The organism is Bradyrhizobium sp. (assembly GCF_035570375.1).
Classification (GTDB): domain Bacteria; phylum Pseudomonadota; class Alphaproteobacteria; order Rhizobiales; family Xanthobacteraceae; genus Bradyrhizobium.
The window spans coordinates 1-16775 of sequence record NZ_DATMLW010000253.1; the positions used below are offsets into that span (position 1 = coordinate 1).

The 16775-nt window shown below is 60.5% G+C and carries 8 protein-coding genes; 3 read left to right on the forward strand and 5 right to left on the reverse strand.

Going from position 1 to position 16775, the window contains the following annotated elements; translation table 11 throughout:
- Positions 1-385 precede the first annotated feature (385 nt).
- Positions 386-3280: an ATP-binding protein gene (locus tag VNX23_RS27845; protein ID WP_325634784.1), complete on the reverse strand. Its 2895-nt coding sequence runs from the start codon at positions 3278-3280 to the stop codon at positions 386-388.
- Between the two features lie 262 nt (positions 3281-3542).
- On the opposite strand from VNX23_RS27845, the gene VNX23_RS27850 reads away from it, so the two are divergent.
- The 3 genes from VNX23_RS27850 to VNX23_RS27860 all read left to right on the forward strand — a co-directional run bounded on the left by VNX23_RS27850 (position 3543) and on the right by VNX23_RS27860 (position 12081).
- Positions 3543-4235: an alpha/beta hydrolase gene (locus tag VNX23_RS27850; RefSeq protein WP_325634785.1), complete on the forward strand. Its 693-nt coding sequence runs from the start codon at positions 3543-3545 to the stop codon at positions 4233-4235.
- Between the two features lie 279 nt (positions 4236-4514).
- On the forward strand, positions 4515-9992 hold the full coding sequence (locus VNX23_RS27855) for a trifunctional serine/threonine-protein kinase/ATP-binding protein/sensor histidine kinase (protein WP_325634786.1): 5478 nt from the start codon (positions 4515-4517) through the stop codon (positions 9990-9992).
- A 481-nt stretch (positions 9993-10473) separates the two neighbouring features.
- Positions 10474-12081, forward strand: coding sequence for a benzoate-CoA ligase family protein (locus VNX23_RS27860; protein WP_325634787.1), 1608 nt, complete (start codon positions 10474-10476; stop codon positions 12079-12081).
- A 14-nt stretch (positions 12082-12095) separates the two neighbouring features.
- Here the strand turns inward: VNX23_RS27860 and hcrB are convergent, their stop codons facing one another.
- The 4 genes from hcrB to fdxA all read right to left on the reverse strand — a co-directional run bounded on the left by hcrB (position 12096) and on the right by fdxA (position 16692).
- Positions 12096-13112 (reverse strand): 4-hydroxybenzoyl-CoA reductase subunit beta, encoded by a 1017-nt coding sequence (gene hcrB, locus VNX23_RS27865; protein WP_325634788.1) that lies wholly within the window; start codon positions 13110-13112, stop codon positions 12096-12098.
- 161 nt (positions 13113-13273) lie between these two features.
- Positions 13274-15616, reverse strand: a complete 2343-nt coding sequence (hcrA, locus tag VNX23_RS27870; RefSeq protein ID WP_325634789.1) for a 4-hydroxybenzoyl-CoA reductase subunit alpha — start codon at positions 15614-15616, stop codon at positions 13274-13276.
- Positions 15613-16095: a (2Fe-2S)-binding protein gene (locus VNX23_RS27875; protein ID WP_325634790.1), complete on the reverse strand. Its 483-nt coding sequence runs from the start codon at positions 16093-16095 to the stop codon at positions 15613-15615. Before VNX23_RS27875 ends, hcrA begins: the two co-directional genes overlap by 4 nt.
- A gap of 258 nt (positions 16096-16353) precedes the next feature.
- Positions 16354-16692, reverse strand: coding sequence for a ferredoxin FdxA (fdxA, locus tag VNX23_RS27880; protein WP_325634791.1), 339 nt, complete (start codon positions 16690-16692; stop codon positions 16354-16356).
- Positions 16693-16775 lie beyond the last annotated feature (83 nt).

Here is a 16775-nt window from a genome sequence, read left to right on the forward strand (position 1 = left end):
GTAGCTCACTTTTGAGCCAGCCCGTCACTCGTTCGGTTTTCATAGGATCGGGCCAGTCGCAATCAAGACACTGGAGCTTGCGCTTTCCCTTCCCATCGAAAGGTAGCGCAAAAACCAAGGGTGCCCCGCAGTTAGGGCAAGTCGGTCGCTCAGTCTGGCCCATAAAGTGATTCTGTCGCCGATCTGGGGGGCGTCAATTAAAATTTGCTGAGATGTCCGCAATCGGGCTTAGGCGCGTGCGCCGCACAACCTGTGTGCCAGGCCCGCCCGGCACGAAGCGATGCGGACAGGTAACGCGGGACTGACGCCCCGCGCCCTGATTGATCCGCTTCAACCTCGGTAGCTGTTCCGGTCGGAGAGGTGTTCACGGTAACGGTCGGCCGTATCAGCTCGCAGGCCGGGCGTTAGGTCGCGCGAGTGAGTCGACCAGCGCCGTTGCCGAGAGCAAATCCGCTGTTTCGAATCCCTCCGTGAACCGATCGCGTACTGATGCGAGCTCTTTTCGCGCACCGTCCGGTCGATTCTGCCCGAGCCGCAAGCTGGCCAGACTTGTCGCCGTCCGCAGTTCCCACGAGAGCGCCCCTTGCCGGCGCGCCCAATCGAGCGACTGAGCATAGCAGGTCTCGGCTGCAGCAGCCGCATCTGGCCGCGCCGCCTGCGCCAACAGCATGCCTTTGACGCGCAAGACTTCGGGAAGGCACCAACGCTCCTCGTTCGCCTCCGATCGGGCCAGAGCTTCGTCGATGGCTTCTGTACCCTCAGCGACGTATCTCGCCCGCCCGAGACTATCGGCGAGTACTATGAGAAATGAAGTATAATACTGGACAAACCTCGCTTTGCGAAGATCGTTCACCGCGGCCTTGAGCAGAGGCAGTCCGGCGTCCAGGTTCCCGCCCCTGATGAGCAACTCGCCCATGAAGCAATTGCCGTAGTGATGCCAGATTTGGAGCGAGTGTCTTTCGGTCAGCTGGAGCAACATCGAAGTGAACCGCTCCGCCTGGGGCATCGCTCCGGCCAGGAGCGCCACCGGGCAAGCTGCCTGGGCGAGCGTGTTACACAAGGACAGAATGTGGTCGGTCGACAGGGCATGATCGATACTGTCTTGGACCACGCGCATGGCCTGATCGGAAAATCCCTGAAGCCAGAGGACGCGAGCAAGCGTAATGCGCGCAGTTACCCGTTGGTCGAATTGAAAGCGCACCGCATCCGAGCGGCTCGCGGGAGTGACATAGCGAGCGAGCATGCGGTCAATGTGCAGCCGTGCGCCGTGCTGGTCGCCAAGAAAATGAAGGCAGACTCCGATTAAACGGTCGCCGATATAACGGTCCGGTTCGTCCGCTTCGGCTGAAGCCAGATCGTCAAATGTTCTGGCAACCGCCAGTGCTTCCGAAAACCGCCCATTGTTGATGTTGCCGGCCCAAAGTCCCCACATCGCCCTCAGACGATAGTCTATGTCGTTATTTTCTTCCGCGAGCTGCAGCGCAGTTGCCCACGCCGCACCGGTCTCACGCGCTTCGCTCGCGGTGTACATCAGCGACCAGCCGCGGGCGGCGTGCAGTTTCATTGCACGCATGTCCCCCCGTTCCGGGGGCGAGCGGACAGAGGCGAGGGCGCGCTCGACTCGACCGCGACATTCATTGATGAGGGATAGCTGGAACCACAAAGGCAGGGCGGCGACCGTGAGGGCCACGCCGAGCGCGAGGTCGCCATTACTAGAAAACGCCCAGTCCAGAGCGATCCGAATGTCATCAAGATGACGCTCGTAGAGCGTAACCCATTCGGTTGTCGGCACCGTCGCCCATTCGAGCTCGGCGCGCTCGGAGAGCTTGCAGAAATATTGAGCGTGGTGTCGCGCGGACGCATCGCGTTCGCCACTTGCATCGAGCCTCTCGCGTGCATACGCCCGTATCGTCTCGAGCAGCCGCCAACGACTGACCGATGCCGGGCCGTCCAGCATGACAAAAGATTTACCGACGAGGCTTGCGATGCCCTCCATCACCGACAGCCCGTCCTGACCCGTATCGCGCACGACGGCGGTCGCCGCCTCGAGCGCGAAGCTGGCGGGAAAGATGGCGAGATGGCGCAGGAGGCATTGCTCATCCTCCGATAGGAGTTCATGGCTCCAGTCGATCGTCGCGCGCAGCGTCTGATGCCGCGGCAGGGCCGTTCGGCGGCCGCCGGTCAGCAGCGCGAAACGGTCATCCAGGCGGGCGGCGACCTGTTGCAGCCCGAGAGTTGCCGCTCGCGCGGCGGCAAATTCGATCGCCAACGGAATGCCGTCGAGGCGCCGACAAATTGCGGCGATCACCGGCAGGTCTTCACCGTCCGCCGGGAGATCACGATCCGACGCCTTGGTCCGGGCGACGAAAAGCTGGACCGAGCTGTGCCTGAGCAGATCGCCTGGTTCCTCCCCACGCTCCGAAGGCACGTCCAAGGGGAATACGCGGAAGGCATACTCGCCGTCGATCCGCAGGACCTCCCGGCTGGTGGCAAGGATGGTTGCGCCCGGACACAGGCGCACGATGGTTTCTGCCAGACCGGCTGCTGCGTCAATGACGTGCTCGCAATTGTCGAGAAGAATCAGCGTTTTCTTGTCGCCGATCGCCCGGGCGACGGCACGCGGAGAAATCTCGGTGCCCGCCAATGTAACTCCGAGCACACCAGCGACCGCTGATGGGACCAATCCCGGATCCGCTAACGAGACCAGGTCTACGAACCAGGCGTCACCGCGAAAACTGGGGAACAGGCTGCGAGCAACCTCAAGCGCTAACGTGGTTTTCCCGATCCCGCCAGGCCCCGTCAGTGTCACCACACGGTGGGCAGAGAGCAAGTCGCCAAGACGGTCGATATCGCGGCTTCTCCCGATCAGATCCGAGGTCGCCACGGGCAGATTGCTCTGGAACGACTCTGTAGGCCTGCCCGGCGGTTCGCCGGTAATCGGATCGGCCGGTGAGTTGTCTTGCCGGGCCGTCCAAGGCCCGACCAGGCGATAACCCCGGCCGGACGTCGTCTTGAGCATTCCTCGATCGCCGCCGAACGCCTTGCGGACCGCAGATATGTGGGCGTGGAGGGTATTTTCCCCGACAACCACGCCAGCCCAGACGCGCCGCATGAGTTCATCCTTGCTGACGAGGTCGCCGGCCGCCTCAACCAGAACTTCGATGATGTCGAATGCACGCTCGCCGATGGGGACCCGCACTCCTCGCGCGCGCAGCTCACGGCGGGCGAGATCGACCTCCCATTCGCCTGCCTGATACAGCAATCGATCTTGAGCAGTCACTTCGCGCGCCTCCTCAAGGATTTTTCAGATTTTTTCAGAAATTGGCAGAGGCCGCAACATTGGTCCGGCTAAGGACTGATTGTCGAGTCGGGTTGTCGACACAACGAAACGAGTACCAAGGGTTGTCGGCGACCTCGCTTTCGCGCTGCGCTGGCGAGCGGGCAAGAACGCCGAACAACTCTTAAGAACGATTCAGCACAGCCCCAAGGACCGACTCATTGACGAGGCCTACAATGCTTACCCAGGAACGGAGACAAGCAGCATGCCCAAAGCGTCCAGTATCATTCTCGTGCACGGCGCCTGGGCTGACGGCTCGTCGTGGGCGAAGGTGATACCGCTTTTGCAGTGGCGTGGGTTTCCGGTGGCTGCCGTCCAACTGCCGCTGAACTCCCTTGATGCCGATGTAGCGACCGTCAAGCGCGCCATCGCGCTCGAAGATGGCCCCGCTATCCTCGTCGGGCATTCGTACGGCGGCGCCGTCATTACGGAAGCCGGCAATGCCCCGAAGGTGGTAGGCCTCGTCTACATTGCGGCTTTCGCGCCGGATGCCGGCCAGTCGGCGGGCTCGCTCGGCGCGAGCGTTGAGCCCGCTGCTTTGGCTGCAGAGGTCCTCGCGGATAAGGAAGGATTCCTCAAACTTACTGAATCCGGAATAAAGGATGACTTCGCGCAGGATCTGACACCGACCGAAAAGGGCGTGCTCTTTTCGGCCCAGGCACCCACCGCTGGCGCCGCGCTTGGTGGGAATGTGTCGGTGCCAGCCTGGAGAACCAAGCCGAGCTGGTATCTGGTTGCGACCGCGGATCGCGCCATCCCGGTCACCCTCCAGCGAGCGATGGCCAAATCCATCAATGCCAAAACGATCGAGGTCGCAGCTAGCCACGTAGCCATGCTCGCGCGCCCTGAGGAGACAGCTAAACTGATCTTGCAGGCAGCGGCTTACAGCGCAGCATGAGATCTGTTTCGACCGCGTGCGTCGGGTCAAGTCCGCGGTAGATGGCAAAAAGCGCAGTTCGGATGAGCGGAGCGACATCCGAGAAAGCGGAAGAGAAGTGCTAGTCTTGATGAACATCGGGAGCCAAAGCACATGTATCCAGCAGAACCAGAGAGTTTCACACCACCCTCGTCCTGGGAAACGCTGCCCGATTTTACCGAACCGAGGACAACGCGCGAAACATTGCCCAACAGGCAGCGACTAGCTCATGCCAACGGCGTCTCCTGCCAGGAGGCCTTCATGAACGAGCTCTCGGGTTACGTATTCTCGTCGCTGCGGGAGGGCGACATCGCTCTATACCGGGGCTCTGGCAACGGCTTGACGCCGATCCTGCTTGTTGCCGCAGAAGAAAGCTCGCCCGGTTGCGTCGAGCGACTCGAACAGGAATATGCGCTCAAGTCCGAACTTGACGCCGATTGGGCGGCGCGACCCGTCGCGCTTACGCACGATAACGGCCGTATGACGCTGGTGCTTGAGGATCCCGGCGGTACGCCGCTCGATCGACTGCTTGGCCGGCCACTGGACGTATCGCATTTCCTGGACATTGCGATCCCGCTTGTGGGGGCGGTCCGCCAGATGCACGAGCGAGGGCTGATCCATAGGGACATCAAGCCAGCAAATATACTGGTGGACTCGGCAAGCGGCGGGGTGTGGCTCACGGGGTTCGGCATTGCTTCGCGCCTGCCGCGCGAGCGCCAGACTCCGGCGCCGCCGGAGGTGATCGCGGGGACGCTCGCCTATATGGCGCCGGAACAAACTGGAAGGATGAACCGCTCGGTGGACTCCCGCAGCGATCTCTATGCCATGGGTGTCACCTTCTACGAAATGTTGACGGGGCAGCTCCCCTTCACGGCAGCCGATCCGATGGAATGGGTGCACTGCCATATCGCGCGGCAACCGATGCCGCCGAATGAGCGGGTCGCGGGCGTCCCCGAGCCGCTCTCGGCAATCGTGATGAAGCTGCTCACCAAAGCCGCCGAGGACAGATACCAAACCGCTGTCGGGCTCGAGGCCGACCTGCGGACTTGCCTTGCCGCACTTGAAGCGACCGGCCGGATCGAGTCGTTCGCGCTCGCGGCAAGCGACGCGCCTGAGCGGCTCCTTGTCGCCGAGCGCCTTTACGGGCGCGAAGGTCAGGTAGCGACTCTGCTGGCCGCCTTCGACCGGGTCGCCACGAGCGGCGCAACGCAGCTCGTGCTGGTGTCAGGCTATTCCGGGATTGGCAAGTCGTCGGTGGTCAACGAACTGCACAAGGTGATCGTCCTGCCGCGGGGCATTTTCATTTCCGGCAAGTTCGATCAGCGCAGCCGCGACATCCCTTACTCGACCGTGGCCGAGGCTTTCCAAACGCTGATTCGGCAAATTCTGAATGGAAAGGCAAGCGACATCGCACATTGGCGAGACGCTGTCCTCGAGGCGGTTGGGACCAACGGCAGGTTACTCACGGATCTGATGCCTGAGCTCGTGCAGATGATCGGTCCGCAGCCGGACGTGCCTGACCTTGCGCCGCTGGATGCCCAGCTTCGCTTCCAAGCCGTATTCCAGCGTTTCGTGAGCGTGTTCGCGCGACAAGAGCATCCCCTCTTGATCTTCATCGATGACCTTCAATGGCTTGATCCCGCAACGCTTGCGCTCATTGAACAGCTAGCCACTCATCGAGAGACCACGCATCTGCTGCTCATCGGAGCTTATAGGGACAACGAAGTCGATTCCGACCATCCGCTGCTGCGCATGGTGGCCGCCGTTCGGCAGGCGGGCACGCCTGTCGAGGAAATCGCCCTGGGCCCGATCTCGCTCCCCGACATCACCCAACTCGCCGCCGACACCCTGCGTTGCACTCCGACGCGGGCGCGAAGCCTTGCCGGCCTGATCTATCGCAAGACAGGAGGCAATCCATTCTTCGCCGTGCAGTTCCTCACCAACCTCGCCGAAGAGGGCCTCATCAGCCTCGATCCGAAGAAGCTCGAGTGGAACTGGGATCTGGAGGGAATCGATGCCAAGGGCTTCACCGATAACCTTGTCGATCTGATGGTAGGACGGCTGCAGCGCTTGCCATCGGGCGCGCAGGATGCCTTGAAGCTGCTCGCCTGCCTCGGCAGCAATGCTGACATTGCAACGCTTGAGCTCGCGACAGGCGTGGCGAAAGCCGAAATCATCGAAAGCTTGCGTGCGGCAGTCCACTCCGGGATTATCATCTCACGTGGGGGGAACTACCGATTCCTCCACGACCGCGTGCAGGAAGCGGCCTACGCACTTATCCCCGATGGCCAGCGTCCGGCCCTTCACTTCCAGATCGGACAGCGGCTCCTGGCCGCGCTGAAGGATGAGGAGGTCGCCGAAAAAGTCTTCGACATCGTCAACCAGCTGAACCCTGGCGTTCTGGCCGCCAGCGATCCAACTGAGAAAGTACAAATAGCCCGGCTCAATCTTCAAGCGGGCCTGCGAGCAAAGGCTTCGACGGCGTACGCATCCGCCTGCAGCTATTTTGCCTTTGGCCTCTCGACGCTTGCCGACGAAGCCTGGGACCACGCTTACGAGCTGGCGTTCAAGCTATTGCTCGAACGCGCCGAGTGCGAGCTCCTCCGCGGGAATTTGGTCGTCTCCGGCGAGCTGATCGAAGTGCTGCTCACGAAGGCGCGTTCGAAAGTGGACCGCACCGAGGGATATAGGCTCAAAGTTACGCTTCAATTGCTCAACAGTGATATGGCGCTGGCCGTTCGGACGGCGCTTGAATGTCTCAAAATGTTCAACATGACGTTTCCGGAACGCCCCACCGCCGAGAATGTTCGCGATGAATACGAAGACCTGCAGCGCCGGATGGGATCGCGATCCATCGAGAGCCTGATTGATCTTCCGCCAATGGAGGATCCTGAAATCCGTGCGCTCAGCAGCATATTGTTGATCCTCGGCCAGTCTTCCTATTACGTCGACGAGCATCTCTATGGCATGTTTGCCTTCCGGATGGTCAAGCTTTCGATCGACTTCGGTCACAGCTCGTCCAGCATCATCGGCTACGGAGGCCTGGGGATCATCCTCGGTCCCGCATTCGACCGCTTCGAGGATGGCGAGCGGTTCGCCCGTTTGGCCGTCGCGGTTGCCGAACGCCACGGCTTCCAGGCGCACCGACCCGCCGCCTACCTCCTCCTGCAGATGGCATCGCTATGGACCCGCACGATCGACGAGGCGCTGGCGCCTCTGGACTCGGCAGACCGGACCGCTGCGGAGACCGGCGAGGTCGTGTTCGCCTGCATCAGCGCACAGCACCGTGTCACCAACCTGTTGGCCCGCGGCCAGAGCCTTAACGTGGTCTGGTCCGAATCGATCAACTCCATCTCGTTCGTTCGCAAAAAGCGATATGCGCACATCGTCGATACCCTGCTCGCGATCCAGCAATTCATCGCGGCGCTGAGAGGCGACATCGCGAACGGCAGCCTGATCCCCGATGAAGCGGCGCTCTTGCGATCGGGCATCCCGGTCGTCCAATGCTTCTACCGGATACTTCAGCTCCAGCTCCGCTACTTGATGGGAGATCCTGCAGGCGCCGTCGAAGCCGCGGAGAAGGCCAAGCCATTCCTTTGGTCGGCGCGATGCCATATCCAGACAGGTACGTTTCGGTTCTATCATGCGCTTGCGCTATTGGGAGTTATGCGATCTGCACCTTCGTCCGAGTCGGCCGCGCTTAAGGATGATCTGGAGGCCAGCCTCGCGGCGCTCCGAACGCTGGCGGGCAGCGCGCCCCACACCTACACTCACAAGCATGCGCTGGCCGGCGCGGAGCTGGCGCGCGTGGAAGGTCGCGACTTGGAGGCCATGCGACTCTATGAGCAGGCCGTCCGCACTGCGCTGGAAAAGGGTTTCATCCAGGAGGCGGCTCTCGGCGCCGAACTTGCGGCCGACTTCTTCGCGCGTCGTGGCTTGGAGAAGATGGCGCAGATCTACCGATCCGAAGCGCGCGACTATTACCGCCGCTGGGGCGCGCGGGCCAAGGTCGTCCAACTCGACCAATGCTATCCCGATATCGCGCCAAGGGATTCCCAGCCACACCTCCCGACCGTCGAAACCCCGGTCGAGCAGCTCGACCTCGCGACCGTCATCCGCATGTCGCAGGCGGTGGCTGGCGAACTCTTGCTTGACAGGCTGATCGAGACCCTGATGACCAACGCGATCGAGCATGCGGGTGCCGACCGCGGCCTTCTAGTCCTTCCGCGCAACGACGACCTTCGGGTCGAAGCCGAGGCAAAGAGCACGGCTGAGACGATCAAGGTCAGGCTCATCGATGAAGACGGTCTGGCGCCTGACCTGCCCACGTCGATTCTCGCTCAGGTCCGCCGAACGCAACAGCCTATCATTATGGACGATGCTCGGGCCAAGACGCCGTTCACGGCTGACAAGTACCTGGGCCTCAATCGTGCGCGCTCGGTGCTCTGTCTTCCCCTTGTGAAGCAGGGCGACCTGATCGGGATACTTTACCTTGAGAACAGTCTAGCCTCTCACGTATTCACTCCGGCCAGAATCGCCATATTGAAACTGCTGGCCTCGCAGGCGGCGAGCGCGTTGGAAAACGCCCGACTATACCGCGATCTCGCCGGGCGCGAAGCCAAGATCCGACGCCTCGTCGACGCCAACATTGTGGGCGTCTTCATCGGTAACGCTGCGGGCCAGATATTCGAGGCCAATGACGCCTTTCTCCGCATATCGGGTTATGGCCGGGAGGAACTCGTTTCAGGCGGCGTCCGCTGGACGGACCTGACTCCACCGGAATGGCACAATCGCGACGCTCGTGCCATCGAAGATCTGAAGCGGACCGGAGCCATACAGCCTTACGAGACGGAGTATTTGCGGAAGGACGGCCGCCGCGTACCGGTGCTTGTCGGTGGGGCGACCTTCGAAGAAAATGGTAAAGAGGGCGTCGCCTTCGTGCTCGATTTGACCGAGCAAAAGCGGGCGGAAGAGGCGCTGCGCGGACTGGAGTCCGATTTTGCCCACATGAACCGCGTAAGCATGTTGGGGGAATTGGCCGCCTCGCTCTCTCACGAGATCATGCAGCCGATCGCCAGTGCGCGCAACAACGCCCGTGCCGTTCAGAATTTTCTGGAGATGGAGCCTCCGGACCTGGGCGAGGTCAGGGAAGCAGTCGCCTCCTTCGTTAGCGATACTGATCGAACAGGAGAAATCATCGCCCGCATCCGCGAGCAGATCAAGAAGGCGCCGCCGCGCAAGGAGCGTTTCGACCTTAATGCGGCAATCAATGAGGTGATCATATTGGCGCGAAGCGCCACCAACCGGAACGGCGTCTTGGTCGAGATGCGGCTTGCTCACGGACTGTCTCTCGTTGCGGGTGATCGCGTTCAATTGCAACAAGTCTTGCTGAACCTGGTCCTGAACGCGGTCGAAGCAATGGGCGCAATCGAGGCGGGACCACGAGAGCTGTCGATCAGGACCGAGCAAGATCAGATGGGGGTCCTCGTGGCCGTGGGTGATTCCGGACCGGGCATTGAACCGGATGATCGCGAGCGCGTTTTTAAGTCTTTCTACACCACCAAGTCCGGCGGAACGGGGATGGGACTGTCGATCTGCCGGTCCATCATTGATGCGCATGGAGGCCGGATATGGGCAGAGGCGAATGAACCTCGCGGAGCAGTGTTTCAATTCACCCTGCCCAACGCCGAAAACTCATGTTTCCCTTCAACCAGCTCACCAGAACGCAGAGCCGCATGAATCCACTTGCCGTCTGAATGCGAAGCGGGGGTTAAATCGTGGGTCAATCCCTGTAAAGTTCAAAAAGCACAATGTTTTCAATGGTTGTTGGAAGCCTCCCCCGCTACCAAAAAAGCGTCTAAGAGGCTGATCAGCGTCGAGGGTGATGGTTCGCTGCCTTGTCCCTTCTTCGAGGTTTTGTTCTGCGCAACCACGGCTTTTTACCTGTCACTAATTTTCAACATGGCTATGTTGGCAGTTCTCGAACGGGCGCCGAAGATCGCAATTGGGCAGCGAAGCCAGCCTCCGTAGTGCCAGAAGAGCCCAACATCAAGTCACTCATCGCCTGACGAGAAGCGAACTGGTAATTTCTGGCATTCCATAGCTGGGTTTGTCAGCGGAAGTCGGCCGCTTTCTGCGCGGTCTCAATCTTCGGCGTGCGTCGGTCGGCCGTTGCCAGCGCGCGCCCATGGCCCAGCCTTGTGTTGGTGAGGAAGACGGGATGACGCTTGGCGATGAGTTCCTCCGGCGACGCCCCTACAATGCCGCCAGTGACATGATCGATGCCAACATCGGGCGCGGTCTCGCCGACAAGGTGGCGTTCACCGATCCCGATCGATCGATCACCTATGCTGAGCTGCAGTCTCGCACCTGCCGTTTGGCCCGCGCATTGCAAACGCTGGGGGTGCGCCCGGAAGAGCGGATAGCCGTGCTGCTCCCGGATATGGTCGACCATCCAGTGGCGTTCTGGGGAGCGATCCGCGCCGGTGTCGTTGCCGTGCCTTTGAATCCTTTGCTGACCGCCGAGCAATACGCCTATATCCTGGACGATTGCCGCGCATCGCTGATGATTGCGACGGCACCGCTTGCAAGGATAGTTCTCCCGGTTCTCGATCGCTTGCCAAATCTGCGCACGATCGTTCTGGTCGCGGCAGCTCTTGAGGATAGTGCCCTCTTCGCTGGTGTCAGAGTGTATGATTTCGAGCAAATACTTGCGCGTGAGAGTGGTGATTGTTTCGTCGCGGCCACGAGCTCGGATGAGGTTGCGTTCTGGCTCTACACGTCAGGCTCGACGGGTGCTCCCAAAGGCGTAAAGCACGTTCACACGAGCCCGATGGCGACGGCGCGGCTTATGGGGCAGGGCGTCCTCGGAATTCGCGAAGACGACGTTGTGTTCTCGGCGGCAAAGCTATTTTTTGCCTACGGTCTGGGAAACGCAATGTCGTTTCCCATGTCGGTGGGGGCCAGCGCAGTGCTTTGGCCGCAACGGGCGACGCCCGATGCCGTTTTCAAAATTATGCGTCGCCACAGGCCGACCCTTTTTTTTGCAGTGCCAACGCTCTATGCAGCTTTGCTGGCGCACAACGATATATGCAGCGGCGCTGGTTCAGACCGGCTGCGCCTTTCCATTTCCGCAGGCGAAGCTCTGCCAGCGCATCTGGGTGAACGCTGGCGCCAGCTGGTCGGAGTGGATGTCCTCGACGGTCTCGGGTCTACCGAAATGCTGCAGACATTCGTGAGCAACCGCTCGGGCGACATCTGCTATGGATCCTCCGGCAAGCCTGTGCCTGGATACGAGGTCAAGATTGTGGACGAGAATGGCCGCGAGCAGGGTCCCGGCGTGGTAGGAGAGCTTATCGTACGAGGTCCCTCCGCCGGCGAGGGCTACTGGAACCAGCGGGCGAAAAGTCGCCGCACGTTCATCGGCGAGTGGACCTATACCGGCGACAAGTACCTTTGTGACGAGCAAGGCTACTTTCATTGCTGTGGACGCACCGACGACATGTTCAAGGTCAGCGGAATGTGGGTGTCGCCATTCGACGTCGAGGCCGCGCTCACCTCGCACGAAGCTGTACTCGAAGCGGCCGTCATCGGTAAGGAAGATGCCGATGGGTTGACCAAGCCGAAAGCCTTCATCGTACTGCGGAGCGGCTACGCGGGAGATGAAGGCTTGCTCGAAAATCTCAAGCTTCATGTCAAGGAGCGTGCCGGACCGTGGAAGTATCCGCGCTGGATCGATATTCGAACCGATCTGCCAAGGACGGCGACCGGAAAGATCCAGCGGTTCAAGCTGCGCGCTGAAGAGTCAGGCGAGATCGGCTCGCGATAGCGGACCCTGGTTGATCAGGCCGCGAACAGTCTCTCGACCACTCGCCTCACCAACACACTGGCGACCCTTCGGCGATAATGGCCTGGCGTGAACGTTGTCTTCATCGCCATGACCTGATCCCGGACGAGATCGTCGAGCCGCTGGAACGTGCGATCGTCCAGCGGGCGGTCGCAAATCTCCGCGGTACCATCGAGCAGAACGGGACGGGGATTTGTGCCGGTGATCGCCACACGCAGATCAATCAGCTTGTCGCCATCACGGCGCAGTGCCACCGCTACGCCTGCGACCGGATACTCGATCGATCGCCGGATCCGGACCTTCTCGTAAGCCGAGCGCAGCCCAGATGTATTCCTGGCGCGAACAGCTGCAACGAATTCACCCGGGCGCAGCGACAGATAGTATTTGCCGTCTCCGGTCGATTCCGTGATCGGTTGGTCCTGGCGGGCATAGCCGATGTACAGGCCGCTCAAGGGGATCGTGCGCTTCCCCAATGGCCCGATCAGGTCAATCTCCGCCGCCAGGGTCAGCAGGGCGGGCGCCAGGTCGCCACTGTAGGTCGCAAAGCAGACGCCGCGGCTCTTGGGCGCGACATGGCAGATTTCGCCAGTTGTCTTGAGGCAATGATGATTCGCACCCCGCCACCATTCGCTTTGGTTGTAGTAGATGCAGCGGGTATCCAGGCAAATATTGCCGCCCACGGTGCCCATGTTGCGATGAGTAGGCCCAGCGATCAGCTTGGCGGCCTGCGCGACAACAGGATAGTGTTGCTCGACATCGGGATGCGCCGCGAGGTCGGCAACCTTGACTGACGAGCCGACCTCGAGTGTGCGCGCATCGGCCTTGATCACGCGCAACTCGGAGACACGGTTCAGCTCTATGAGCATGGACGGCGCAACAATGCCGCGCCGGATGTTCACGATGAGGTCGGTGCCGCCACCAAGCAGGCTGCTCTCAGGATGTCTGCCCCGCAATGCTATTGCCTCATCCAAAGTGGATGGCTGCACGACCTCGAATTCTGGAAGTGCGTCCACTAGAGCTCCGATTCCGAAGTTCGCATGAAATCGCGGCTACCTCTGATGCGAACTTCGGAATCAAAGGAGCTCTAGCAACTTATTGATTTCTAGTGCGGCGAATTTGAAGTTCCTATAACGAACCTGCCGCAAACACTGATAGGAACTTCAAATTCGCCGCACTAGGCCCTCCCGTTCGAGCTTGGCCGTGAGCCATTGGTTCGGGCCTGCGCGCGGCGGCGCTTCACCATCGTTTCATATACGCGATCGGGCGTCACGGGCAGATTGTTGAAGCGAACGCCAATAGCGTCGGCGACTGCATTCGTGAGGGCCGGCAGGAATGCGGCAAGCGATCCTTCGCCCGCTTCCTTCGCGCCGAAGGGGCCGTGAGGATCAATGCTCTCGACGATGCCAACTTCGATGGGCGGTGAATCCTGAATGGTCGGAACGCGGTAATCGAGCATGTTCCCAGTGACGAGCAGGCCGTCGTGATACCCCGTTTCCTCGCTCATGGCCTGACCCATCCCCATCCACACCGAGCCTTGCACCTGGCCTTCGACGGTCAGGCGATTGAGAGCTTTTCCGCAGTCGTGAGCGACCCACACCTTATCGACGGTCACGATGCCGGTTTCCTCATCCACACTCACTTCGACCACCTGCGCGGAGTAGCTGTAGCCCATAGTTCCGCCGATAGCAGCACCGCGATACTTCTTGCCGCCGTGCGACTCCGGGATAGTGGAATAGTTACCTGTCACCGCAATCGTGCCGCTGTCCTTGAGCGCCTCGACGACGACCTCATCGAACGACGCGCCCTTGTCCTGTGCACCGGCGCGATAAAGTTCGCCCAGGCATTCGATATCTTCCGGCTTCGCGTCAAGCTTCCGCGCCGCCGCGGCAATCAGCAGGCGCTTGAGGTTTTGCGCTGCATCGATTGCCGCATTACCAACCATGAAGGTTACGCGCGATGAGTAGGAGCCGTTGTCCTTCGGGACCACATCGCTGTCGCCGGTGACAATGCGGATTCGGGAGATGTCGAGGCCGAGCACTTCGGCGACGCTCTGCACCAGAATGGTCGATGATCCCTGGCCGATGTCAGCCGCCCCGGAGAGCACGACGACGGAGCCATCGAAATCCACCTTGATCTTTACCGTCGCGTGCGGCTCACCGGTCCAGTTGACCGGCTTCGACGCGCCACTGATGTAGTGGGAGCAGGCCATGCCGAGCCCCTTGCCTCGCGGCAACTTTCCCCTGCGCTCGCGCCAGCCGCTTCTCTGTTCCACCCAGTTCAGGCATTCGGGCAAGCCGTAGCTATTCACCATCAAATCGTTGTCGGTAAACGTCGGCGCTTTCAAAAAATTCTGACGCCGTACGCTGAACGGATCGATACCGAGCTCAGCGGCCATCTGGTCGAGAAGACTTTCGAACGCGAAACGAACATCGACCGTACCGTGACCGCGAAACGCGCCGCAGGGAGGCGTGTTGGTCAGAACACGCTTGCCGACATACCTGACGTTGTGAAGATCGTAGATCGCATAAAGCATCGAGCCGGCATAAAGTATGGTCACGACGCCGTAACCGCTGTGAGCCCCGCCTCGCTGATGGCATTCGCACTCGACGGCCGTAATCCGGCCGTCTTTCTTCATGCCGATCTTGAGCCGGATGTCCGTTTCCGGCCTGCCTCGGTGGGTGATGAAGGTCTCCTCCCTGTTAATCACCAAACGAACGGTGCCGCCGCACTTGCGCGCGAGCAGAGCCGCAATCAATTCGACGTTCAGCGTTTCGGTGCGACATCCGAAGCCGCCGCCGACGTATGGTTTGACGACCCGGATCCTGGACATCTCAAGGTCAAGGATCTGCGACAACATAAGATGGACATAGTAGGGCACCTGCGTACTGGCATGGACCGTCATCCGACCACGAACCGGATCCCATTCGGCCAAGGCCGCGTGCGTTTCCATCTGATTCTGGCAGACCTCGGGGCAATTATAAGTCTCCTCCCGTACAAGGTTCGCCTCGGCGAAACCGCCCTCGACGTTGCCAAGCTCGAACAGAACGTCGCGTTCGATGTTGCCCTTCTTCATCTCATGCAAGGCGACGGCGTCAGGCGCAAGTGCAGCCTGCGAAGTGTAGTAGGCCGGCAATTCGCGAACTTTGAGCTTGATCAGCCGGATCGCCTCGCGCGCCGTGGCGTCATCGATGGCGGCGACGGCCGCTACGGGCTCGCCGCGGTAGCGAACGCGATCCCGGGCCAATGGTCGCTCATCGCGAGCGATCGGCAGAACTCCAAAGCCGCGATCACAATCGGCTCCGGTGACAATCGCCTTCACCCCGGGGACTTTCAGCGCTCGAGAAATATCAACTTCGATAATGTCTCCGTGCGAATAGGGGCTGCGATAGATCCGGGCGGCCAACATTCCCGGCGCTATCAGATCGGCGGTGTACTTCGCCCGCCCGGAAACCTTCTCCGGCCCGTCCACCATCGGTACATACTCTCCGATGTTATGCGCAGGCAGCATTTCGTTCATGGCGCAATTCCCGCCAGATTGAGCTTGGCTGCATACCGGACGGCTTCAATAATCTTCACGTAACCGGTGCAGCGACAGATATTGCTGCCCAGGGCTGCAATGATCTCCGCGTCGCTCGGGTTTGGATTGCGCCGCAACAGGCCAGCAGAGGCCATGACGAATCCGGGCGTGCAATAGCCGCACTGAGAACCGAGTTTCTCGTGGAACCCGCGCTGCACAGCGGACAGGCCACCGTTCTCCCCCAGCGATTCCACGGTATCGACGCGGCGCCCCCTGACGCTGATGGCCAGGGTGAGGCAGGACAAGGTCGGCTTGTCGTCGACCAGAACCGTGCACGCGCCGCATTCCCCGCCGTCACAGCCCGTCTTGGTGCCAGTCAATCCAGCGACTTCCCGCAAATAGTCCAGCAGCAGGAGATTGTCGGGAGCCGCATCAACCCGCTTCCGTCCATTCAGGATCACGTCGAGCAATTTTGCCATCGGCGTCACTCCCTTATGTCAGGCTCCAAATTCAGAGTGCCGTTTCGCCAACCGAGGTTCATCTTCGTTGTTATGAACCGAACCGACGCGACATTTAGAGCTCCGATTCCGAAGTTCGCAAACTGTTCGCGGTACCTCTGATGCGAACCTCGGAATCAAAGGAGCTCTGGTAATTTTATTCATTCTAGTGCGCCTTTGAATTTGAAGTTCCTGTGACGAACTTGCCGCGACGCTGATAGGAACTTCAAATTCGCCGCACTAGTCTCCCGTTCCGGGATTCGGCGAAAAGTACAGCTCAAACTTGTTGGAAACGCCTTCCCAGTTCCGCGAATCGGGAGGTGGCGTTTTCTTCGCGGTGATGTTCGGCCACTTTTGTGCATATTCCGCGTTGAGGGCTATCCACTTTTCCACGCCCGATTCGGTGTCTGGCTGGATTGCCTCCACGGGACATTCAGGTACGCAGACGCCACAATCAATGCACTCGTCCGGATGGATAACGAGCATGTTCTCTCCCTCGTAGAAGCAATCCACGGGGCATACCTCGACGCAGTCCATAAGCTTGCATTTGACGCAGCTTTCATTGACTACATATGTCATGCTGCTTGTCCAAATACTGGTGGCCAGTTCGTTCTTTCGTGTTTATGGCTGCGCTTGTCGTTGCGGAGCTTCAAAGGGCCTAT

What these genes read in the sequence shown, in the direction of transcription:
- VNX23_RS27850 (WP_325634785.1), top strand. Translation starts at nt 3,543, where the DNA reads ATGCCCAAAGCGTCCAGTATCATTCTCGTGCACGGCGCCTGGGCTGAC.
- VNX23_RS27855 (WP_325634786.1), top strand. Translation starts at nt 4,515, where the DNA reads ATGAACGAGCTCTCGGGTTACGTATTCTCGTCGCTGCGGGAGGGCGAC.
- VNX23_RS27860 (WP_325634787.1), top strand. Translation starts at nt 10,474, where the DNA reads ATGACGCTTGGCGATGAGTTCCTCCGGCGACGCCCCTACAATGCCGCC.
- hcrA (WP_325634789.1), bottom strand. Translation starts at nt 15,616, where the DNA reads ATGAACGAAATGCTGCCTGCGCATAACATCGGAGAGTATGTACCGATG.
- VNX23_RS27875 (WP_325634790.1), bottom strand. Translation starts at nt 16,095, where the DNA reads ATGGCAAAATTGCTCGACGTGATCCTGAATGGACGGAAGCGGGTTGAT.
- fdxA (WP_325634791.1), bottom strand. Translation starts at nt 16,692, where the DNA reads ATGACATATGTAGTCAATGAAAGCTGCGTCAAATGCAAGCTTATGGAC.